This window comes from Streptomyces sp. NPDC048718, from assembly GCF_043198875.1.
Taxonomy (GTDB): domain Bacteria; phylum Actinomycetota; class Actinomycetes; order Streptomycetales; family Streptomycetaceae; genus Streptomyces.
The window spans coordinates 18528-40363 of the sequence record NZ_JBICVG010000009.1; the positions used below are offsets into that span (position 1 = coordinate 18528).

Sequence of the window (21836 nt, forward strand, 5' to 3'; positions counted from 1 at the left end):
TGCCCCGCCCCCCCCCCCCCCCGCCCCCCGCCCCCCCCCCCCCCCCCCCGGCCCCCGCCCCCCCGCCCCCCGCCGGGGGGGGGGGCGCGCGCCGGCGCCCCGCCCCCCCCCCCCCCCCCCCCCCCCCCCCCCCCTCACTCTCTTGGCCTCTCTTGGCCGAGGTCAGTCCGTGGCGATGGCCGTGAGGACGTTCAGGCGGCCCGCGCGGAAGGCGGGGATCAGGGCCGCGAGGAGGCCTACCAGGGCCGAGCCGGCGAAAACGGCGAGGATGGTGGGCCAGGGGATGTCGAGGACGCGCAGGCCCTCCAGGGCGAGGAGCTTCTGGGCCGCGACGCCCCAGCCCATGCCCAGGCCGAGGCCCAGGAGGGCGCCGAAGAGGGCGATGACGACGGATTCCAGGCGGATCATGCGGCGCAGCTGGCGGCGGGAGAGGCCGATGGCGCGCATAAGGCCGATTTCGCGAGTGCGTTCGACGACCGACAGGGCGAGAGTGTTCACGACGCCGAGGACGGCGACGATGATCGCGAGGGCGAGGAGCCCGTACACGATGTTGAGCAGCTGCCCGACCTGGTCCTGGAGGGTCTTCTTGTAGTCGGCCTGGTTGGCGACCTGGTACTGGGGATACGGCTTGAGCGACTTCTTCAGCGCCTGGTACGCCGCCTCCTCCTGGCCGTCCTTCGCCGCGGCGAAGAGGATCAGGCTGGGCATCGTCTCGGCGGACACGTACTTCCGCGCCGTGTCGATGCTGACGTACATCGCGCCCCGGTCGATGTTGTTCTCGTCGGACGTGATCGCCGCGATCCGCAGCTTCGTCCGCTTCCCGCCCGGGAAGTCGACGGTGAGGGTGTCGCCGACGGTGACGTGGTGATCGGCGGCGTACTTGCTGCCGACGGACATGGCGCCCGGACCGTACGCGTCGGCCAGCTTGCCCGCCGTGGTGTCACGGCGCAGGTCGGTCGCGTACGTCGGGTCGGCGGCGACGACACCGTTCTTCTCCGCCTTGCCGTGCGGGTCGGTGACGGTGGTCGCGACCGCCTTGTAGCGGGTGATGTGGTCGAGCCCGGCGGTCTTGGCGACGGCTGCCTCGGCCTGCGGCACCACCGGCTGGCCGTTGGTGGTCTGGATGATGAAGTCGGTGCCGACGGTCCGGTCGAGTTCCTCGGTGGCCGAGGCCACCATCGACGAGCCGACGACGGACAGGCCGGCCACCAGCGCGAGGCCGATCATCAGAGCCGCTCCGGTGGCTCCGGTGCGGCGCGGGTTGCGCAGGGCGTTGCGTTCGGCCATCCGGCCGATCGGGCCGAAGACCCGCAGGACGACCGCGCCGAGGACCCTGATCACGCCGCCCGCCAGAAGCGGGCCGACCACGACGAATCCGAGGAGGGAGAGGACCACACCGAGACCGAGGAGCCCCGAGCCCGGGCCGGCCTCTTCGGCGCGCGAGGCGAGCCACAGCAGGCCCCCGCCGGCGGCGGTCAGGAGCAGGCCGAGGACGGCGCGGACCCGGCCGGACCTGGCGTCGGCCGGAGTGCCGGCGTCACGCAGGGCGGCCATCGGGGAGACCTTCGCGGCCCGGCGGGCCGGGACGAAGGCGGCGAGGAGGGTGACGACGACGCCGAGGGTGAGGCCGATGACCGGGGTCGTCCAGCGGACGGTGAGATCGTCGGTCGACAGATCCATGCCGACGGAGGACATGATCTTCATCAGGCCGACGGCGAGACCGACACCCGCCGCGACACCGGCGACCGAGCCGACCACGCCGAGCAGCAGCGCCTCGACGAGCACGGAACGGTTGATCTGGCGGCGGCTGGAGCCGATGGCCCGCATCAGGCCGATCTCGCGGGTGCGCTGGGCCACCAGCATCGAGAACGTGTTGACGATGAGGAAGATGCCGACGAGGAACGCGATCCCGGCGAAGCCGAGCAGCGCGTACTTCATGACGTCGAGGAAGGAGCCCATGCTCTCGCGGCTCGCGTCGGCGGACTCGGCGGCCGTCTGGAGGCGGTAGCCGGAACCGACCTTCTCGGCGATCCGCTTCTTCAGCACGTCGTCGCTCACGCCGGGCGCGGATTCGGCGGTGATGTGGGTGAACACACCTTCCTTGCCGAGGAGTTCACGCTGTGCGGTGGCGCGGTCGTACCAGACGACGGCGGCACCGGGGTTGGTCACCTTGAACGCGGCGATACCGGAGATCTTCGCCGTGAAGTCGCCGGTGACGGCGATGGCGCGCAGCTCGTCACCGATCTTCAGGTGGTGCTTCTCGGCGGTCGTCTCGTCCACGACGACATCGCCCCGCCCGCGCGGCTCGTGGCCGGAGGCTATCTCGAACGAACGCAGGTCGTGCGACGACCAGTTGCCCGCGATGGTCGGCGCGCCGGAGGTCGGGCCGACGTTCTCGCCCTTGGAATCGACGAGGGTCACGGCCGTCGAGCTGACGACGCCCTCGACGTCACGGGCGCCCTCGGCGGCTCGGACCTTGTCGACGAGCGACGCGGGCAGCGTGTCGGGGCGGCCGGTGAGCCGGCTCGCGTCGTCGTCCTTCGACTTCCCCGGCTGGATGGTGACATCGGCGGCGACGGAGGCGAAGAGCTTGTCGAACGTGGTGTTCATGGTGTCGCTGAACACCAGCGTGCCCGACACGAACGCCACGGAGAGGAGGACGGCGACGGCGGACAGCGCCATGCGGCCCTTGTGCGCGAGGAAGTTGCGCAGCGAGGTCTTGAGTACGGTCACGACGTCCGCCCGCGCGCGTCGAAGTCCTTCATCCGGTCGAGCACCTGGTCGGCGGTCGGCGCGTACATCTCGTCGACGATCCGGCCGTCGGCGAGGTAGAGGACGCGGTCCGCGTACGAGGCGGCCACCGGATCGTGGGTGACCATGACGATCGTCTGGCCGAGCGCGTCGACGGACTGGCGCAGGAAGCCCAGCACCTCCGCCCCGGCACGCGAGTCGAGATTTCCGGTCGGCTCGTCGCCGAAAATGATCTCGGGGCGGGCGGCGAGCGCCCGGGCGACCGCCACCCGCTGCTGCTGACCGCCGGACAGCTGGTTGGGCCGGTGCTTCAGCCGCTCGGTCAGACCGACCGTCTCCACCACCTGCCGCAGCCACTCCGGATCCGGCTTGCGGCCCGCGATGTCCATGGGGAGCGTGATGTTCTCCAGGGCATTGAGCGTGGGCAGCAGATTGAACGCCTGGAAGATGAACCCGATCCGGTCCCGCCGGAGTTGGGTGAGCTTCTTGTCCTTCAGGCCGGTGATCTCGGTCTCGTCCAGGAAGATCTGGCCGCCGCTGACCGTGTCCAGACCCGCGAGGCAGTGCATGAGCGTGGACTTGCCGGAACCCGAGGGCCCCATGATGGCGGTGAAGCGGCCCCGGGCGATGTCCACGTCGACATGGTCGAGTGCGACCACCCGGGTCTCCCCCGAGCCGTACGCCTTCACGACCTGACGCGCCCGCGCGGCGACGGCCGTACTCTCTCCGCTTCCCCCGAGCCTGGGGATGGTCACAGCCGAAGTCACGGTCGTTCTCCTTGGGGGTGTCTTGGTCGGTGGTTTTGATCGGTGGTCTTGATCGGTGGTCTTGATCGGTGGTCTTGATCACGGCTTTTGACGGAGCGTCAAGAAGGCGTGTGCGGCGTGGGATGCGATGCGCTCACCACGTAAGAACAAGCTAAGGAGAGTGACCGGCCTCCCTCGTCCTCCGGCGGGACGAACGGCCCCTGGCCTTACTGGGGGAGCCACCCCTAGGGGTTCCTCAGCCCCTGGTACCGGTGAGAGGCTGCCCCTGCCCCTTTCGATGTACGAAGCACCGACCGGCGGCGTTCGGGCGGGATGCGGGGGCGGGGGCGGAAGGGGCGGCTGAGGATGTCCGGGGCGAGCACACCGGGACCGGGACCGGGACCTGCGATACGGCGTACGGGGCCCGGTGGCGGCGGAGGCGCCGCCGGCGACACGCGGCGCGGGCCCGTCGTCGCCGCCTTGATGCTGGGCATGGCACTCGCCGCCCTCGACGGCACCGTCGTCTCCACCGCCGTCCCCCAGATCGTCGGCGACCTCGGCGGACTGTCCGTCTTCTCCTGGCTGTTCTCCGGCTATCTGCTCGCCGTGACCGTCACCCTGCCGGTGTACGGGAAACTCAGCGACACCTTCGGCCGCAAACCCGTACTCGTCACCGGAATCGCCCTGTTCCTCGCCGGCTCCGTCCTGTGCGCGTCCGCCTGGGACATGGGCTCGCTCATCGCCTTCCGCGTCATCCAGGGCCTCGGCGGCGGCGCCCTCCAGGGCACGGTCCAGACGATCGCCGCCGACCTCTACCCACTGAAGGAACGCCCCAGGATCCAGGCCCGGCTCTCCACCGTGTGGGCCACCTCCGCCGTCGCCGGACCGGCGGCCGGCGGACTCCTCGCCGGATACGCGGACTGGCGCTGGATCTTCCTCGTCAACCTGCCGGTGGGCGGGGCGGCGCTCTGGCTGATCGTCCGATATCTGGTGGAACCGGGACGGATCGGAGTGGCGGGAGGGGTGAGAGCGGCGACCCTGAGAGGGGCCGTCGAACCCCTAGGGGTCGGGGGACGCGGAGAGGTCGAGGGGGAGGGGGAGGGGCCAGGTGGCGAAGGGACCGCGCCAGGGGCCGGCCCGGGAGCAGATCCGGGAGCGGGTCCGGGAGCGGGTCCGGGAGCGGGCAAGCTCGCAGGTGAGAAGCGGGGGTGGGCTCGCGGTCGCGGTCGGGCGCGGGTCTCCGTCGACTGGGCCGGGGCCCTCGGCGTCTTCGCCTCCGGGACCCTCCTCCTGACCGCCCTCGTCCAGGGCGGGGTCGCCTGGCCCTGGCTGTCCGTACCGTCCCTCGGCCTGTTCGGCGGAGCCGCCGTCCTCACCGCCGTGACCGTCGTCATCGAACGGCGCGCCACCGCCCCCATCATCCCCGGCTGGGTCTGGCGCCGCCGCACCATCGCCGCCGTCAACCTCGCCCTCGGCGCGCTCGGCCTCCTCATGGTCGCCCCGACCGTCTTCCTCCCCACGTACGCCCAGGCCGTCCTCGGCCTCGGACCGATCGCGGCCGGCTTCGTCCTGTCCGTGATGACCCTGAGCTGGCCGGTCAGCGCCGCCCTGTCCAACCGCGTCTACAACCGCATCGGCTTCCGCCGGACCGCCCTCCTCGGCATGACCCTGGCCCTGCTCGTCCTGCTCGCCTTCCCCCTCCTCCCGTTCCCCGGCGAACCCTGGCAGCCCGCCCTGCTCATGCTGTTGCTCGGCGGCGCGCTCGGACTCTTCCAACTGCCGCTGCTCGTCGGCGTCCAGTCGACCGTCCCGTACGAGGAACGCGGTACCACCACCGCGTCCGTCCTCTTCGTCCGCCAGATCGGCCAGAGCATCGGCGCCGCCCTCTTCGGGGCCATCGCCAACGGCGTACTGACCGCGCGGACCGGCGGCGCCGACCTCGACGGCCTCCTCCACTCCCTGAAGACCCCCGGCGCCCTCACCGCCCCGGCCGCCGACCACCTGCGGCGCGCGGTCGCCGCCGCCGTCGACTACGTCTACCTCGGCGCGGCGGGCGCCGCCGCCCTCGCCCTCCTGGTCCTCCTCACCCTCGCCCCGCGCCGCTTCCCCGTCCTGAAGGAGCACGAGGAAGAGAAGGGGGAAGAGGGGACGGGGGAAGAGGGGGAGGCGGCCGACGGGGAGGCTGCCGCCGGGGAGGTGCGGGTTCAGGAAGGGCCCGGGACGGTCCGGTAGGACATCGCCACCCGCTACGACAAGACCTCCGAGAATGGATGTGCCATGACCGACGCCTCGCTCTCGCGTTTCCTGCGCGTCGTCCTGCGGGCCGACTCCTTCGCGACGTCGTCGGCCGGGACGATCATCCTGAGCGCGGCCGTGTTCGCGCTCGTCGGCACCGACACCGTCGCGGGGATCGCCGCCGCCGTCGTCCTCTTTGCCGCCTGGGTCGCCGTCGGCTGGACCGGCCGCAGGCATCAGCGGCTCAGCACCTCGGCAGGAGGAACCGGATGGCTGAAGACCGATGACGTCCACGATGGGCCGTCCCATTGATCGCGACCGAAGACAGTCCCTGGTAGGGCTACTCGGGCACGGCCAGGGTGCGCAGGACGTCGAACTCGTTGCCCTCGGGGTCCGCCATGACCACCCAGCTCCGGCCCGGGCCCTGCCCCACGTCCACCGTGGTGGCGCCAAGGGCGAGCAGCCGCTCCACCTCCTCGTCCGTGCTGCGGTCGATCGGGCTGACATCGAGGTGGAGCCGGTTCTTCGCCGTCTTGCCCTCGGGCACCCGGATGAACACCAGGGTCGGCGGCATCTGCCGGGCCCGGACCGCCTCGACGGTCGGCACCCAGGAACCGATCTCTACCTTGTCCTCGCCCCGGTCGATCACCTCGAAGTCCAAAACCGCGCACCAGAAGGCCGCGAGGCGCTCCGGATCGTGGCAGTCGACGGTCAGTTCGGTGAAGCGGCTGGTCATGAATCCCCCGGATCGCGTGGACGGGCCCCCACCCTAGGGGTCCCCTCTCCCGCCCGGAAGATCATTGATCGGTGAGAGTTGATCGGTAATCGGTGATCGGTGATTCCTTGTCGCAGCGCGGCCCTACGCGGGGTCGCCGACCTCGAAGGAGCCCGCGTTGGGGTCCGGGTCCGCGTTCCGGCCGGGGCCGGGGTTCGGGCCCGGGCCGGACTCGAAGCTCGCGGCGAGGCGGCGGGCCACCGTGACCGGGCCGACGACCGTGAGCGGGATGCGCAACGCCTCGCAGAGCCGGCGGGTCCGGGACAGCGCGCCCAGGCTGGCGGGCGACGGATCGAATGTGGGGAGCTGGACCCTGACCCGCCGGGGACGGTGGACATGGACCAGGAGCTCGGTCTCCAGGGCCGCCACGGGCCGACCGGTGACGTCGAGATCATGCGGGAGCGACACGTGCAGGACGCCGTCCTCGAAGGAGTGGCGGATGAGCATGGCGATCGGTCTCCTTCCTCCGCTCGGCAAGGGCGCGGACCACCGCGCGCGAGAAACGGCGGGGGCACGGCCCATGCGATGGCGGGCGGATCTCCGGGCTCCGGAACGTACCGCCGAACAGCCCAAGGGCCGTCCGGGGGAACCTCACCGGCCTCGTACCGCCTCAGGCTAGGCAACCGTCCGGACTGATCGCACCCCGCTCCGGCCCGCCCCCGCCCCGCCCACCGGGCCCCGTACGGCCCCACATCACGGGCCTGCGGGGCCCGACGGCGTTGCGCCACTGGAGTGACGGCCGGACGGTGGCGAGAGCCGGAGCGACCGAGCGGGCGACGAGGAGACGGGCCGCGACCCGCCGGACAGGATCCGCCGGACAGGCTCTACGGACCATCGATGCCGGTGTCGCGGTGCATCGCGGCCTCCTCGGCCGGGGCCGTACCGTCGTCCGTCCCCACGTCCACGGCGCTGACGCCGTCGTCGGAACGCCAGGCCAGCCGTCCCGCCCGGCGGGCGCCGGACTCCTCGTCCAGCGGTTCGCCCTCGCCGCCCGGCAGATCGCCCATGCCGTCCCCGAGCCACGCGTCGCCCGGGTCTTCGGGGCGCTCCTCGGCAAGCCTGTCGTCGAGGGACGCGCGCTCGCGCTGCTCGCGGGCGGTCGTCCCGTGGCGGGCGACCCCGCGCGGCCGCTCGGGCGGGGAGTAGCCGGGTTCGGCCAGGTCCTCGGTCGGGTCGGTGTCGAGCGCGTTGCCGGGGTCGTACGGGCCGCTGGGCCGGTTCGCGCTGTCCGAGCCGGCCGGCTGGTAGACGTCGTCCCCGAACGCCTCCGCAGAGGGGGTGTTCTCGCTCATCTCCCCGTTCCTCTCGTATCCGCGCGTATGCCGCACCCACCCCCGCCGCCCACGCGACTACCCACGGAACGGGACCGCAGACATTCCCCCGCCGGATTACTCCTCGACCGCGCGCTCGGGACGCCCGGCCTCCTTCGCGTCCCCGGAGTCCTTCGCGTCCCCGGGCTCCGCCGCGCCGCCGGCCCCGGGCTCCGTGGCCTCCGCCGCGTCCCCGTCCTTCGCCGTGTCCTCCGCCGTGTCCTTCGCCCCGTCCTTCGCGCGGCGGCCCGGGCGGCCGCCCGTGAGGGCCGCCAGCGAGGCGCGGATGTGCTCCATGTGGGAGCGGATCTCCTCGCGCTCCTCCTCGTCCTCGCGCAGCACCCGTTCCGTCGTCCGCTCGACGCGCTCCTGCTCGACGCGCGCGGCGGCGAGGATTTCCGCTCCCCGCGCCTCCGCGTCCTCCTGCCCGTGGCGGGCGGCCTCCTCGGTCCTGGCGAGGGCGCGGCGGGCCTCCTCCAGGCGCTCCTCGGCGCGCGCGATCATCTCCTCGTGCCGGGCCCGCTGCGCGGCGAGGGCTGCCGTCTCCGCGCGGTCGGCCTCCTCCTCCGCCACCCGCTGCCGCTCGGCCTGATCGGCGAGGAGCGCCGCGGCCTCGCGTTCGGTGGTCTCGTAGGCCTGCCGGGCCTCGGCGCGCTGCTCGCGGGCGTCACGGCGGGCCTCCTCAAGCAGTGCGTCGGCCCGCTCACGGGCCGTCTTCAGGGTCTCGCGGGCCGCCTCATCGGCACCCGTACGGACCTCCTCGGCGTAGGTGGCGGCCGCGTCCGCCAGCTCCGCGACGGCCGCCTCCGTCGTCTCCGCGAGCGTCTGCGCCTCGGCCTCCGCCGCCCGTACCAGCGCCTCGTCCTCGGCCTCCGCGTCCGCCAGGATGCGCCGCGCGCGCTCGCTGAGGGAGTCGTAGCGCTGCGGGGGCAGCGTCGCGGCCAGCTCGCGCAGCCGGGCCGCCTCCGTCTCCATCTCCTTGGCCAGGACGGTCAGCCGCGCGGCCCGTTCCCAGGCGGCGTCGCGCTCCGCGGAGATGTCCGCCAGCCGGCGGTCGACCTGCTCCGGACGGTAACCACGCCCGCGACCCACGGAGAAAAACATCGACGCCCCTTCGACTGCTTTTGACATCAAAAATTAAGGATGCGCCATGTAAACGAACAAAAGGCGCCCGATGTGATCGCACATCGAGCGCCCTTTGTCACACCAGCTGAATCTTCACACGAATGCCCGCTCGGAACGGAACCCCGCGCGGGCCGTGTGGCCTACAGCAGGCCGTCCCACATCTGTTCGAGCAGGACCGACCACCAGTTCTCCGGCGACGACAGCGCCGCCGGGTCCAGCATCGCCAGCTGTGCCTGGAAGTCGACCGTCCAGCGGCCCGCCTGCTCCGGGTTCAGCCCGAACCGCAGCCGCCACATCCGCCCGAGCAGCGCCAGACAGCGCACGAACTCCGGCACCCCGGTGTTCACGAACTGCGGCGGCGCCGACTGCCCGCCCGGACCCGGCTCCACCGGCACGGCCACGATGTTCGCCGTCCCGTACTGCACACAGATCGCCCGGCCGAAGTCCGACCCCAGCACCAGATACGACCCCGCGTCCGACGCCGGCTGGATCTGCCGCTGCTGCGCCAGCTCCGCGAGCGTCGGCACCACCGGCATCGGCGGCTGCGCCCAGAAGAACGGACCGAAGTCGGCCGGCAGACCCGCCCACACGAGCGTCACCGCCACCAGCTCCGGCACCCCCTGCCGGGACACCGCGCGCTGGTCGAAGCGCAGGATGCCCGGGCCGAACGCCCCGGCCAGCTCCTGCGCCACCCCGTCCGGCGGCAGCGGCGGCGCGGGCTGCACCTGCGGCAGCGGCGCCCGCACCGGCGCGGGGCGCGCCGGGCCGTCCGCGACCTGATGCAACTCGCCCTGATGGGTGAGAAGTTGATGCATACCCTGACGGCGGCCCGCGTGCTCACGGCCGTACGGCGCGATGTTGGTGATACGCGCCTGCGGCCACGTCTCCCGGATCATCCGCGCGCAGTAACCGCCCGGCAGCTCGCACGACTCCAGCTCGGTGTGGAGTTCGAGCACCTGCTGCGGCGGCACGTTCATCGCCCGCAGCTCGTGCAGCATCTGCCACTCCGGGTGCGGGGTGCCCGGCGCGGAGCGGCGGATGAGCTGCTGCTCCGAACCGTCGGGCGCGCGGTAGCGCAGCACGGCCTGGTAGCCCGGGCCGACGGTCGGCTGACCGTTCGGCTGCGGGTAGCCGTACGCGCCACCGGGGCCCGCGGCGGGCCCGGGCGCGGGCGCGGGTCCCGGCGGCGGGGGCGGTCCGGCCGGGCCACCGGGGCCACCGGGGCCGGGCTGCGCCAGCATCGTCGCCGCGTGCGCGACACCACCGGGCGGGGTGCCGGGGACACCCGGCGGCGGAGGCGGGGGCGGCGGCGTGTTGCCGCCCTGGCTGGGCTGACCGGGCCGGCCCGGCTGACCCGGACCCATCTGGCCGGGGTGCGCCAGCATCGTCGCCGCGTGCGCGACACCGCCCGGAGGCGTGCCGGGGACACCCGGCGGCGGAGGCGGGGGCGGCGGCGTGTTGCCGCCCTGGCTCGGCTGACCGGGCTGCCCCGGGCCCATCTGTCCCGGACCCATCTGGCCCGGGTGCGCCAGCATCGTCGCCGCGTGCGCGACACCACCGGGCGGGGTGCCGGGGACACCGGGCGGACCGGGCGGGGCCGGCGCACCGGGAGGACCGGGCGGGCCGGGCGGGCCGGGCGGGGTCGGCGCACCGGGCGGGCCCGGGGGCCGCGAGCCGTCGGGGCTGTGCGGGGTCACCGGCCGCGTCGGCGAGTAACGGCCGGGCGGCGGCGTCGCCTTGCTCGTCGCGGCGTCGGCGATGTCCGCGGCCCCGGGCGCCCTCGACGGCGGCGTCGGCCCGCCCGACGCGGCGGGCGGCACCGGCGGACCCGGGGGCGTCTGCGGGACAGGCGGGCCCGGAGGCGCCTGCGGGACAGGCGGGCCCGGAGGCGCCTGCGGGGCAGGCGGCTGCGCGGGCGACGGGATCGGGGCCGGCGGCGGGGATACGGGCGGGGGCGAGGGCCGGGACGCCGGGTTCGACGCCGGGTTCACGGCGGGCGCGATCGCCGTCGAGGGCAGCGCGCTGCCCCCGTGCATCAGCGCGGTCGGCGCGTCCGCGCCCACCACCGGCGGCGGCGCGTCCTCGTCGTCCGCCCCCGACAGCGGCGGCGCGAACACCGTCGCCGGCAGCGGGACGGCACCGTCCGCACCGCCCGCGCTCGCGTTGGCGTCCGCCCACGGACCGTTCACGGGCACCCCGTCGGACGCCGTCGGCACATAGTCCTCCGGCATCTCGCCGTCGGAAGCGGACGCACCGGTGCCGGAGGGGGTGGCACCGGATACGGCCGCGGACGGCGCGGAAGCCGGGACGGAAGCGGGGGGCGCGGGCGCCGCCGCGGAAGGCGCCGGAGCGGCGGGCTCGGCAGGCTCCTCGCCCACGGCCGGACCACCCGGAGCAGCCGGGGCACTCGGGGCGTCCTGACCACTCGGAACACCTGGAGCACCCGAAGCGCCCGGTCCCGCCGACTCGTCCGACCCCGCCGGAGACGTCGTCTCCTGCGAGGCGTCCGCCGTCGCCTGCGACGCGTTCGACGCCACCGGCGGCAGCCCGATCTTGTCCGCCGCCTCCTGCAACCACTCCGGCGGACTCAGCAGGAACGACGTCTGGTTCAGATCGATCCGCGCCGCCGCCGGAGCCGCCTCCACGGGCGCCCCGTCCGCCACCGCGCCGTACTCCTCCTCGTACCGCCGGATCACCTCGCCCACCGGCAGCCCCGGCCACAGCGTCGCCTCACCGCTGTCCCGCGCGACGACCAGCCGCAGCCGGTCCCCGTCCGAGGTCGGCGCCTCCTCGCGGTCCTCGGCCCAGACCACGAACCCGAGCCCGAACTCCCGTACCCGCACCTCACGATGGAGATACGCCGGCACATCGCCGTTGATCCACTCCTCGGCGCGCTCCTGCGCCTGCGCGAACGTCACCACAACCAGTTCACTCCCCCACCGGGACCACGGGCACGGCACGCGCGAAGCCGCCGTCCACCATCAGATTCGCCACCGTCTCCAACTCCGGCGGACTGCCCGCGAGACGCTGGAGGAACGCGTCGAAATCCGCGCCACAGGGCAGCAGCAGCCGCTCCACCCGCTCGGCCACCGACCAGGCCGCCGCCTGCTCGCCGCCGTCCCGCGCGTCGTCGTACGCGCAGAACCACACCGACCCGACCGCCTCGCCCCGCACCTTCAGCGCCAGCAGGCCACCCTGGACGAAGGCCACCCCCAGGTAGTCCTTCGTCAGATGGTCGCGCAGGCACTTGTTGACATAGACCAGGTCGTTGATCCCCGCCTCCTCACGCACCGTGAAGAACGGCTGGTCGACCAGCAGCCCCAACTCCGCGTCCAGCGCCGTGCCCACCGGAGCGCAGCCGCCCGCCGCCTTCAGGAAGGACCGGTACGCGCCCGGCAGGCGGTACCCCAGATCCTCCTCGACGCCCTGCACCTGCTGCTCCGACACCGCGACCCCGCGCTTCGGCAGCCCGAAGTGCGCCGGCCGCGTCTCCTGCAGCGGACGCGTGCCCCGCTTCGACTGGTCCACCGACGCCGCCGTCACCACACCACCGTGATGCCGCAGCAGCGCCTTCACCTCGACCGGAATCAGCTCCAGCCGCCGCGAACCCACCACGTGATGCCACGTCCAGCCGTGCGGCGTCGCCACCGCCGGGATCGTGTCCCACAGCTCGTGCCCCGTCGCGGCCAGCGCCGCGTTCGCCGACACGTAATCCGTCAACCGCAGTTCGTCGACACCGAAACCGTCCGGCGGATCGGCGATCTCCGCCGCCGCGCGCGCGTACGAAGAGAAATCCGGGTAGCCGTGCTCGTCCATCCGCACCCCGCGGGGATGACGGGAGGCCCGGACCGGATCCGGGAAATGCACGACCTGCCCGGCGTACGCCGCGTTCGGCGGCACGGTGTGCTGGCCGAGCCGACCTGTCGTCATGGCGATTGCCCCCAAAGTGGCGTTCCGTGGCTTCTGCCGAGCTGCGGCCTCGTCCTGCGTCCGACCGGCCCGGGCCCACAGCCTAAGCGCTGCCACAAGACCCCTACCGGCCCGTCCCGGCCCCGGCCGACCGCCCCGCCCCCGCCTCGTTGCAGTGACGATCCGTCACCCAGGCGTCACCCCACTCACCCCCGTCACGACACACCCCCCACCGTTTGACCGCCCCAGCTTTCCCATCGGGCACCGCATTTGGCAGGCTGTTCACGCAACTCGGGGGGATTGCGGAGGGGAAGACCAGCGCCATGAACACACGAACCACACCGGCACCAGCGCCCACACAGGGTGACCCGCGTCTCGCCTGGGGCAACGACGCCGTCACCCAGCACGCGCCCACCCTGCGCCAGCGCCGCGACGGCATCCTGCCGACCGTCGGCGCCGCCCTCTCCGTCCGCGGCGAAACACTCACCTGCACCGCCGCCCGCGGCGAGACGGCACCCACCCTGCACCCACTGGTCCAGGACTTCCTCGACACCCTCACCAGCGGCCAGAGGGAACGCTTCACCGGCCGCTGCCCCGAGGCGATCCTGCTCTCCCGGCACCTGACCGCCACCGAGAACAGCCGTTCCAAGCGCGCCCAGCGCAAACCGCTCACCGCGAGCGAAGCCCGGCGCGCCCTCAAGCACGCCAAACTCACCGCGCGCCGCATCCGCGAGGACGGCGACCCCCTGCACGGCAGCTACGCCGCGCCCTGCCGCTCCTGCGCCGCCATGCTGGCCCACTTCGGCGTCCGTACGGTCGACCTCACCGCCCCCGGCGGCGCCACCGGCACCACGCGCACCACCGGCACCACCACGCGCCCCACGATCCCCACGCAGAACGGCTGAACGCGCCCGCATGCCCGACCTCACCAGCACCCGCTTCCCGGTCAACGTCGACGCCGCCCTCCGCGAGGCCGGCTGGCAGCCCGGCCGCTGGGACATCCAGCGCGCCGAACAATGGGCCGACACCCTCCGCGCCCACACCTCACCCGCGGGCCACCGGCACCACGTCTTCCCCGCCGTCGTCGAAGCCTGGGCCGAATTCGGCGGACTGCGCGTCACACCCCCCGGACACGGGCGGCAGATAGCCCCCGCCCCCCTGCTCTTCGACCCGCTCGCCGGACTCCACCTCGCCCGCACCCTCGGCGACCTCGGCCGCGCCCTCGGCACCGAACTCGCCCCCCTCGGCGAAGAAGGCGAGAACAGCGAACAGCGCGCCGTCCTCGCCATGGACACCGAAGGCCGCGTCTACAGCATCGACCACACCGGGGACTGGTACCTCGGCCGCGACATCGACGCCGCCCTCGCCACCCTCGTCACCGGCACCCAGCCCACCCGCCTGACCGCCGGCCCCTGAGAGCGCCGGCTCCTGAGAGCGAGGGACCACGGGGAGACCGAGGGGCCACGGGCCCCCGGCCTCAGGACACTCACACCCCCGTCGGCGCCGGCAGCACCGCGCTCACCCGGAAACCGCCCGCGTCCGTCGGACCCGACACGAACACCCCGCCCAGCCGGGTCACCCGCTCCCGCATCCCCACCAGACCATTGCCCCCGCTCGGCAGATCCGCGGCCGCCGCCGACGCGTCCGACGGACCGTTCTCCACCTGCATCGCCACCTCCGCCCCCCGATGCGCGAGCCGCACCACCACCTCGGCACCCGCCGCGTGCTTGTGCACGTTCGTCAACGCCTCCTGCACCACCCGGTACGCCGTCCGCTCCACCGCCGCCGCGTACACGCGCACCTCCCCCATCACCACGAACTCCACCACCGCACCCGCCTGACGCGACTGCTCCACCAACGCCTCCAGCGCGTCCAGCCGCGGCCCGTCGCCCGCCTCGGCCGAACCCTCCACAGCCCCCTCGGCACCCGGATCCCCCGGATACCCCTGCTCCACCGGAACCCCCGACACCGCCGCCTCCGCCGCCGCGGCGGCAGCCCGGCCCACCGCCTCCAACGGCGGCACCGCCGGACCCGCCACCGGGGCCTCCGCCCGCAGCACCCCCAACATCTCCCGCAGCTCCGTCAACGCCTGCCGGCCCATGTCCCCCACCAGCGCCGCGTTCCGCACCGCCTTCTGCGGATCCTTCAACGCCACCGCCTGCAACGCCGCCGCGTGCACCACCATCAACGACACCCGGTGCGCCACCACGTCGTGCATCTCCCGCGCGATCCGCCGCCGCTCCTCCTGCCGCGCCCACTGCGCCCGCTGCTCCGCCCGGTCCGCGAGCAACGACAGCTCCTGCTCCAGACTGTCCGCCCGCTCCCGCAACGACTCCATCAGCCGCCGGCGCGCACCTATGTAAAGGCCGAGCAGCACCGGCGGAGCGTTCAGGCCCAGCGTCATGAACAACGACACAACCGGCACGTACCAGCCGCTCGGATCGAAATCCCGCTGATCCAGATCCGCCTGCGCGACGTCCTCGCGCATCCGGGACACCATCACGACGAACATCGCGACCGTCGACATCACCGCCAGCGACGCCGTGAACCGCCGCGGCACCTCGGACGCGGCCAGCGTGTACAGACCGACGATCCCCATCAGGAAACCCATCTCGGCCGGCGCCATCGCCACCGAGAACAGCACGACCGTTATCGGCCACCGGCGCCGCACCACCAGCACGGACCCCACGGCGAGACCGATCAGCACGCCCAGCGGCACCGGCAACGACACCCGGTGCGCGAACGCGACCCCCTCCACCCCGCACTCCAGCGCCGACACCACGGCCAGCGCGAGATCCAGCGCCACACTGCGGCGCTTCCCCCACCACCACCAGCTGCGCGGGACGCCCCGGGCGCCCGTCACGTCCTGATCTGCCCCCGTTGCGGTCATGGCACCCACCCTACGGGCGGGTGCCACCGATTTTCCCCCCGCCGACGCGCCCTGGAACGGCACCCGTCAACCCCGTGCGCACACCCGTCCCTCGAACTAACGAATCGCCCGAATTTTCGACCCGGACCCCTACATTCCGGGCGAACCTGAGCCTCATGACCCCCCTGACACCCCCACCGCCCCCGACGCCCACACCACCCGGCCCCCGCCACCCCACCGACTTCGAAGACCTCCGCCGCCAAGCCGTCGCCCTGCGCCGCGAGGGCCTCAGCCTCCGCCAGATCCGCGACCGCCTGAAGATCCACAACAACGACCTCCTCAACCGCCTCGTCAAAGGCGAACCCCCACCCGACTGGACCCGCCGCCCCAACGCCAAGGACGACACTCCGCGAGCGCGCCCGCGCACTGCGCCTGGAGGGCAGGACCTACGACCAGATCCAGCTGGAGCTGGGCTGCTCGAAAAGCTCGATCTCGCTGTGGGTACGGGACCTGCCGAAACCGGAGCGGAAACGGACACGGGAGGAGGCGTCGGCGATCGCCAGGAAGGGGTGGGAGGCAAGGCTGCGACTGCGCGAGGACGAACGAAATCAAGCCAAACGAAGCGCGGCGGAGGAAGTGGGCGCGCTGTCGCCGCGCGAGCTCTTCTTGATCGGTGTGGCGCTCTACTGGGCGGAGGGAGCCAAGGACAAGCCGTACGCGCGCCGGGAGGACGTCCTCTTCGTCAACAGCGACCCGGGCATGATCCGCGTCTACCTCGCCTGGCTCGACCTGCTCGACGTCGCGCCCGCCCGCGTCCGCTACCGCGTCATGATCCACGCGACCGCCGACATCGAGGGCGCCGAGCGCTACTGGGCCGACCTCGTCGGGACGGAGGTCCACCGGCCCCAGAAGACCACCATCAAGAAGCACAACCCCAAGACCGTCCGGAAGAACGTGGGCGAGGACTACCGGGGCTGCCTGGTGATCCGCGTGACACAGTGCGCCGACATGTACCGTCGCATCGAAGGGGCTTGGTACGGCATAGTGGGTGCCGCTGGATCAACAGGGCAGGAGAAATGTCCGTATTGACCCAGAAAACTATCCCCTGTGGTGTAATGGCAGCACTGGGACCTTTGGAGTCCTATGTCCGGGTTCGAGTCCTGGCAGGGGAGCCACTCGGTAAGGGCCACGACCACTCCAGGTCGGGGCCCTTACTCATGCCCCGCCCAATACCCCCCGGTATCCTGCGGACGTCCGACACCCGAAGCCGAAGGGCATATCCGTGAGCGCCAATCGCCCGGCAGCCGTCGTCGTCCTCGCAGCGGGTGAGGGCACCCGCATGAAGTCGAAGACTCCCAAGGTCCTCCACGAGATCGCCGGGCGTTCGCTCGTCGGGCACGTCGTGTCCGCCGCCCGTGAACTGGAGCCCGAGGACCTGATCGTGGTCGTCGGGCACGCGCGGGAGCGGGTCGCCGCGCACCTGGAGGAGGGGTACCCGGGGACGCGTACCGCCGTACAGGACAAGCAGCTCGGCACCGGGCACGCGGTGCGGACCGCTCTGGAGGAGCTGGGCCGTACGCCCGAGGGGACCGTGGTCGTGGTGTGCGGTGACACGCCGCTGCTGTCCGGCCAGACCCTGAAGGCGCTGGCGGCGACGCACACGGCGGACGGCAACGCGGTGACGGTGCTGACGGCCGAGGTGCCGGACTCCACCGGGTACGGGCGGATCGTGCGCGACGCCGCGACGGGTGCCGTGACCGAGATCGTGGAGCACAAGGACGCGTCGGACGAGCAGCGGGCGATCCGGGAGATCAACTCCGGGGTGTTCGCGTTCGACGGGGCGCTGCTCGCGGACGCGCTGGGCAAGGTGCGGACGGACAACAGCCAGGGCGAGGAGTACCTCACCGATGTGCTGGGGATCCTGCGCGAGGCCGGTCACCGGGTGGGCGCGTCGGTCGCCGGCGATCGCCGGGAGATCCTTGGGATCAACAACCGGGTGCAGCTGTCCGAGGCGCGTCTGCTGCTGAACCGGCGCCTGCTGGAGCGGGCGATGCTCGCGGGTGTGACGGTGGTGGACCCGGCGTCGACGCATCTCGATGTGACGGTGACGTTCGAGCCGGATGTGACGGTGCTGCCGAACACGCTGCTGCTGGGTGCCACGCATCTCGGCGAGGACGCGGTGGTGGGCCCGAACACGCGGCTCACGGACACGACGGTGGGCCGCGGGGCGCGGGTGGACAACACGGTCGCGGATTCGGCCGTGGTGGGCGAGGGCGCCTCGGTGGGTCCGTACGCGTATCTGCGGCCGGGTACGGCGCTTGGCGCGAAGGCCAAGGCGGGTACGTATGTCGAGATGAAGAACGCGACGATCGGTGAGGGGACGAAGGTTCCGCACCTGTCGTACGTGGGTGACGCGACGATCGGCGAGTACACGAACATCGGTGCGGCGAGTGTCTTCGTGAACTACGACGGCGAGGCGAAGCACCACACGACGGTGGGGTCCCACTGCAAGACGGGGTCGGACAACATGTTTGTGGCTCCTGTCACTATCGGGGACGGTGCTTACACCGCCGCCGGGTCCGTGATCACGAAGGACGTGCCGGCCGGCGCGTTGGCCGTCGCCCGTGGCCAGCAGCGGAATATCGAGGGTTGGGTGGCCCGGAAGCGGCCGGGGAGCGCGGCCGCTCAGGCCGCTTCGACGGCCGGGGAGAAGGCCTCGGGCGAAAGCTGACCGGAAACGAGCGCGCCGGACACGGCGTACCGTGATACGTGCACATAAATTCGGCTGGCTCGCACACACGCGCATCGAGCGCGGGGATCAGCGGCCAGAGAACCCGTCGAGGAGACAGTGCTGTGACCGGGATCAAGACGACCGGCGAGAAGAAGCTCATGCTCTTCTCCGGCCGCGCCCACCCCGAGCTGGCCGAGGAGGTCGCGCACCAGCTGGGTGTCGATCTCGTTCCCACCAAGGCGTTCGACTTCGCCAACGGTGAGATCTACGTCCGCTTCCAGGAGTCCGCGCGCGGTGCGGACTGCTTCCTGATCCAGAGCCACACGGCTCCGATCAACAAGTGGATCATGGAGCAGCTCATCATGGTCGACGCGCTGAAGCGGGCTTCGGCCCGCAGCGTCACCGTGATCATCCCGTCCTACGGCTACGCCCGTCAGGACAAGAAGCACCGCGGTCGTGAGCCGATCTCGGCCCGCCTGATCGCCGACCTGATGAAGACGGCCGGTGCGGACCGCATCCTGACCGTGGACCTGCACACGGACCAGATCCAGGGCTTCTTCGACGGCCCGGTGGACCACCTGTCGGCGCTGCCGGTCCTCGCGGACTACGTGGGCACCAAGGTGGACCGCAAGAAGCTGACGATCGTGTCCCCGGACGCCGGCCGGGTCCGGGTCGCGGACCGCTGGTGCGACCGTCTGGACGCGCCGCTGGCGATCGTGCACAAGCGCCGTGACAAGGACGTCGCCAACCAGGTGACGGTCCACGAGGTCGTCGGTGACGTGAAGGGCCGCGTCTGTGTCCTGGTCGACGACATGGTCGACACGGGCGGCACGATCTGCGCCGCCGCGGACGCGCTGTTCGCGCACGGTGCGGAGGACGTCATCGTGACGGCCACGCACGGCATCCTGTCCGGTCCGGCCGCGGACCGGCTGAAGAACTCCAAGGTGAGCGAGTTCGTGTTCACGGACACGCTGCCGGACCCGGGTTCGCTGGAGCTGGACAAGATCACCGTGCTGTCGATCGCTCCGACGATCGCGCGCGCGGTGCGCGAGGTCTTCGAGGACGGTTCGGTGACGAGCCTCTTCGAGGAGCACTGAGCCTCCTCCGGATCGCCCGACGGTCTGATGGCCTGATCGTCTGATGGCCTGATCGTCCGATCCACAGGGTTCGAGCGTGGGGCCCGCTTCCTTCGTACGCGTCTTTTGTGCGCGCACGAAGGAAGCGGGCCCTTTCGCGTGGCCGCGGGCGGTTCCGCAGGCGGTGTCGCGGGCGGTGTCGCAGGGGGTTCCGAGCCTCCCCCGGGTGATCCATTTGGGCGGGTCGGAGGGGGACGGCTAGACTGTCGAGGTTGCTCGGCGAGGGAGGCCGGAGTCGTACGCGTGTCGTGCGAGGTTCCGGCGGTCCGTTATCGACGCGCTCTTCGTAGCAGGCCATCGTGCAGGTCGTGGCCGGGTGACAGTCGTATCCGTCACCTTTCTACGAGGAGTGCACATGTCCGACGTGAAGATCTCCGCCGCCCTCCGCACCGAGTTCGGCAAGGGCGCCGCCCGCAAGATCCGTCGTGCCGACCAGGTCCCCGCGGTCCTCTACGGCCACAAGACCGAGCCGGTCCACATCACCCTCCCGGCCCACGAGCTGACCATGGCGCTGCGTACGCCGAACGTCCTGCTCACCCTGGACATCGAGGGCAAGGGCTCCGAGCTCGCCATCCCGAAGGCCGCCCAGCGCGACCCGCTGAAGGGCTTCCTCGAGCACGTCGACCTGCTCCTGGTCAAGCGTGGCGAGAAGGTCACCGTCGAGGTCCCGGTCGTCGCCGAGGGCGAGCTGGCCGTCGGTGGCAACCTGCTGGAGCACGTGCTGAACACGCTCTCCGTCGAGGCCGAGGCCACCCACCTGCCCGAGGCCCTGACGGTCTCCATCGCGGGCCTGGAGGCCGGTGCCTCCATCCTGGCGAAGGACATCGCGCTGCCGAAGGGTGTCACCCTGGCGACCGAGGCCGACACCGTCGTCCTGCAGGTCCTGGCCGCGCAGGCCGAGGAGCCGGCCGCCGAGGCCGAGGGCGACGAGGCCTGAGCCGTAGGCTCTGCCTGACGTGACGGGGTGAGGGGCCCAGCGGGCCCGTCACCCCGTTTCTTTTGCCCCGCACGCACGACGGCATATGCCGGTGTGTGCGGGGTGCGCGCATTCGAGGACACGAGGAGACGAGACGCATATGACGGACGACGCGAACGCCCCCTGGCTGATCGTCGGCCTCGGCAACCCGGGCCCGGAGTACACGGGCAACCGGCACAACGTGGGCTTCATGGTGGCGGATCTGCTGGCCGGGCGGATCGGCGGGAGTTTCAAGCGGGCGCAGAAGGCGCAGGCGCAGGTCCTGGAGGGGCGGATCGGTCCGATGGGGCCGGGCAGCCGCCGGGTGGTGCTGGTCAAGCCGATGTCGTTCATGAATCTGTCGGGTGGTCCGGTGACGGCGCTGCGGGACTTCTACAAGGTGCCGACGGCGCGGGTGGTGGCGATCCACGACGAGCTGGACATCGACTACGGGGTGCTGCGGCTGAAGCTCGGCGGCGGGGACAACGGTCACAACGGTCTGAAGTCGATGACGAAGTCGATGGGGCCGGACTATCACCGGATGCGGTTCGGGATCGGGCGTCCGCCGGGCCGGATGCAGGTGGCGGACTTCGTGCTGAAGGACTTCTCGTCGACGGAACGCAAGGAGCTGGACTACTTCGTGGACCGGGCGGCGGACGCCGTGGAGTGCCTGGTGACGGAGGGTCTGGAGCGGGCGCAGTCGGCGTACAACGCGTAGCGGGTCCGGGATCCTTAAGGGTGCGGCCGCCGGTGGAGCGCCCGGGGCCTCGCGGGTACGACTGTACGATCGCGGGTCATGACGTTCGCTCGTAATACCGCTGTGGCCCTCGTCGTTCTGCTTCTGCTGGTGGCGGGGGCGTGGACCTCGTGGGGCTCGGCACAGCATGTGCTGTTGTCGGGACGTGAGCACGGGACGCTGACGGTGACCGGCTGTACCGAGGACGTGTGCAGTGGTCGTTTCGTGTCGGATGTCGCGGGGTCGTCGCTGCACGCGCTGACGATCGCTCATACGGTGGCGGCGGAGCGGGGCGAGACGCTGTCCGTGGTGGTGAAGCCGGGGACGGCCGAGGCGGTGCGGGCGGGCTGGGGCGGTGGTCTGCACGCGTGGCTGCCGTTCGGGGGCGCGTTGTTGCTGGCGGCTCCGCTGGTCGGGGGCGGGATGCGGCTGGTGCGGACGGCGTGGTCGTTCGCTGCCGCGGGTGCGGCGGTGCTGCTGGGGGCGTTCTTCCTGCTGTGAGGGGGCCGGCGGGGAGCGTTCGGAGAGCTTCCGGGGAGCGTTCCGCGGGCGTTTCGA

18 protein-coding genes, 1 tRNA gene and 1 pseudogene are annotated in these 21836 nt (G+C 72.2%); 11 read left to right on the top strand and 9 right to left on the bottom strand.

Annotated features, from left to right (window positions below):
• Window positions 1-162 precede the first annotated feature (162 nt).
• Both ACGFRB_RS18475 and ACGFRB_RS18480 read right to left on the bottom strand, forming a co-directional pair.
• Window positions 163-2733 (bottom strand): ABC transporter permease, encoded by a 2571-nt coding sequence (locus ACGFRB_RS18475; protein WP_393244202.1) that lies wholly within the window; start codon window positions 2731-2733, stop codon window positions 163-165.
• On the bottom strand, window positions 2730-3518 hold the full coding sequence (locus ACGFRB_RS18480; protein ID WP_393244204.1) for an ABC transporter ATP-binding protein: 789 nt from the start codon (window positions 3516-3518) through the stop codon (window positions 2730-2732). Before ACGFRB_RS18480 ends, ACGFRB_RS18475 begins: the two co-directional genes overlap by 4 nt.
• A 345-nt stretch (window positions 3519-3863) precedes the next feature.
• Here ACGFRB_RS18480 and ACGFRB_RS18485 point away from each other — a divergent pair, with 345 nt between their 5' ends.
• Window positions 3864-5729 (top strand): MFS transporter, encoded by a 1866-nt coding sequence (locus ACGFRB_RS18485; RefSeq protein ID WP_393244206.1) that lies wholly within the window; start codon window positions 3864-3866, stop codon window positions 5727-5729.
• A 45-nt stretch (window positions 5730-5774) separates the two neighbouring features.
• Complete coding sequence (locus tag ACGFRB_RS18490) at window positions 5775-6044, top strand: hypothetical protein (protein ID WP_393244208.1); 270 nt, start codon at window positions 5775-5777, stop codon at window positions 6042-6044.
• Between the two features lie 28 nt (window positions 6045-6072).
• Here ACGFRB_RS18490 and ACGFRB_RS18495 read toward each other — a convergent pair whose 3' ends face one another.
• From ACGFRB_RS18495 to ACGFRB_RS18520, 6 genes are all read right to left on the bottom strand, one after another.
• On the bottom strand, window positions 6073-6468 hold the full coding sequence (locus ACGFRB_RS18495; protein ID WP_393244209.1) for a VOC family protein: 396 nt from the start codon (window positions 6466-6468) through the stop codon (window positions 6073-6075).
• A 123-nt stretch (window positions 6469-6591) separates the two neighbouring features.
• Window positions 6592-6954, bottom strand: a complete 363-nt coding sequence (locus ACGFRB_RS18500; RefSeq protein WP_363003104.1) for a hypothetical protein — start codon at window positions 6952-6954, stop codon at window positions 6592-6594.
• 377 nt (window positions 6955-7331) lie between these two features.
• Entirely contained in the window at window positions 7332-7799 is a 468-nt protein-coding gene (locus ACGFRB_RS18505) for a DUF5709 domain-containing protein (RefSeq protein ID WP_393244211.1), read from the bottom strand.
• Window positions 7800-7895: 96 nt separating this feature from the next.
• Complete coding sequence (locus tag ACGFRB_RS18510) at window positions 7896-8921, bottom strand: cellulose-binding protein (RefSeq protein ID WP_393244213.1); 1026 nt, start codon at window positions 8919-8921, stop codon at window positions 7896-7898.
• Window positions 8922-9082: 161 nt separating this feature from the next.
• Window positions 9083-11863 carry an SUKH-4 family immunity protein gene (locus tag ACGFRB_RS18515; protein WP_393244215.1) on the bottom strand — a complete coding sequence of 927 codons (2781 nt, stop codon included), beginning with the start codon at window positions 11861-11863 and terminating at the stop codon, window positions 9083-9085.
• A 7-nt stretch (window positions 11864-11870) separates the two neighbouring features.
• On the bottom strand, window positions 11871-12872 hold the full coding sequence (locus ACGFRB_RS18520; RefSeq protein ID WP_363003096.1) for an SMI1/KNR4 family protein: 1002 nt from the start codon (window positions 12870-12872) through the stop codon (window positions 11871-11873).
• A 302-nt stretch (window positions 12873-13174) separates the two neighbouring features.
• On the opposite strand from ACGFRB_RS18520, the gene ACGFRB_RS18525 reads away from it, so the two are divergent.
• Window positions 13175-13756, top strand: a complete 582-nt coding sequence (locus tag ACGFRB_RS18525; protein WP_393244217.1) for a YwqJ-related putative deaminase — start codon at window positions 13175-13177, stop codon at window positions 13754-13756.
• Window positions 13757-13766: 10 nt separating this feature from the next.
• Entirely contained in the window at window positions 13767-14267 is a 501-nt protein-coding gene (locus ACGFRB_RS18530; RefSeq protein ID WP_393244219.1) for an SUKH-3 domain-containing protein, read from the top strand.
• A gap of 70 nt (window positions 14268-14337) precedes the next feature.
• Here the strand turns inward: ACGFRB_RS18530 and ACGFRB_RS18535 are convergent, their stop codons facing one another.
• Window positions 14338-15741 (bottom strand): sensor histidine kinase, encoded by a 1404-nt coding sequence (locus tag ACGFRB_RS18535; RefSeq protein ID WP_393244221.1) that lies wholly within the window; start codon window positions 15739-15741, stop codon window positions 14338-14340.
• Between the two features lie 155 nt (window positions 15742-15896).
• Between ACGFRB_RS18535 and ACGFRB_RS18540 the strand changes: the two are divergent.
• The 7 genes and pseudogenes from ACGFRB_RS18540 (at window position 15897) to ACGFRB_RS18570 (ending at window position 21779) form a co-directional block, all read left to right on the top strand.
• Window positions 15897-16809, top strand: a pseudogene (locus ACGFRB_RS18540) (hypothetical protein).
• A gap of 12 nt (window positions 16810-16821) precedes the next feature.
• A tRNA-Gln gene (locus ACGFRB_RS18545) sits at window positions 16822-16895 on the top strand.
• 107 nt (window positions 16896-17002) lie between these two features.
• Complete coding sequence (gene glmU, locus ACGFRB_RS18550) at window positions 17003-18451, top strand: bifunctional UDP-N-acetylglucosamine diphosphorylase/glucosamine-1-phosphate N-acetyltransferase GlmU (RefSeq protein ID WP_393244223.1); 1449 nt, start codon at window positions 17003-17005, stop codon at window positions 18449-18451.
• A gap of 122 nt (window positions 18452-18573) precedes the next feature.
• Entirely contained in the window at window positions 18574-19548 is a 975-nt protein-coding gene (locus ACGFRB_RS18555; protein ID WP_361238375.1) for a ribose-phosphate diphosphokinase, read from the top strand.
• Window positions 19549-19942: 394 nt separating this feature from the next.
• Window positions 19943-20524, top strand: coding sequence for a 50S ribosomal protein L25/general stress protein Ctc (locus tag ACGFRB_RS18560; RefSeq protein ID WP_393244225.1), 582 nt, complete (start codon window positions 19943-19945; stop codon window positions 20522-20524).
• A gap of 139 nt (window positions 20525-20663) precedes the next feature.
• A complete protein-coding gene (gene pth / locus ACGFRB_RS18565) occupies window positions 20664-21260 on the top strand; it encodes an aminoacyl-tRNA hydrolase (RefSeq protein ID WP_363003082.1) in 597 nt (198 codons plus the stop codon).
• A gap of 78 nt (window positions 21261-21338) precedes the next feature.
• A complete protein-coding gene (locus ACGFRB_RS18570; RefSeq protein WP_393244227.1) occupies window positions 21339-21779 on the top strand; it encodes a hypothetical protein in 441 nt (146 codons plus the stop codon).
• Window positions 21780-21836: the final 57 nt, after the last annotated feature.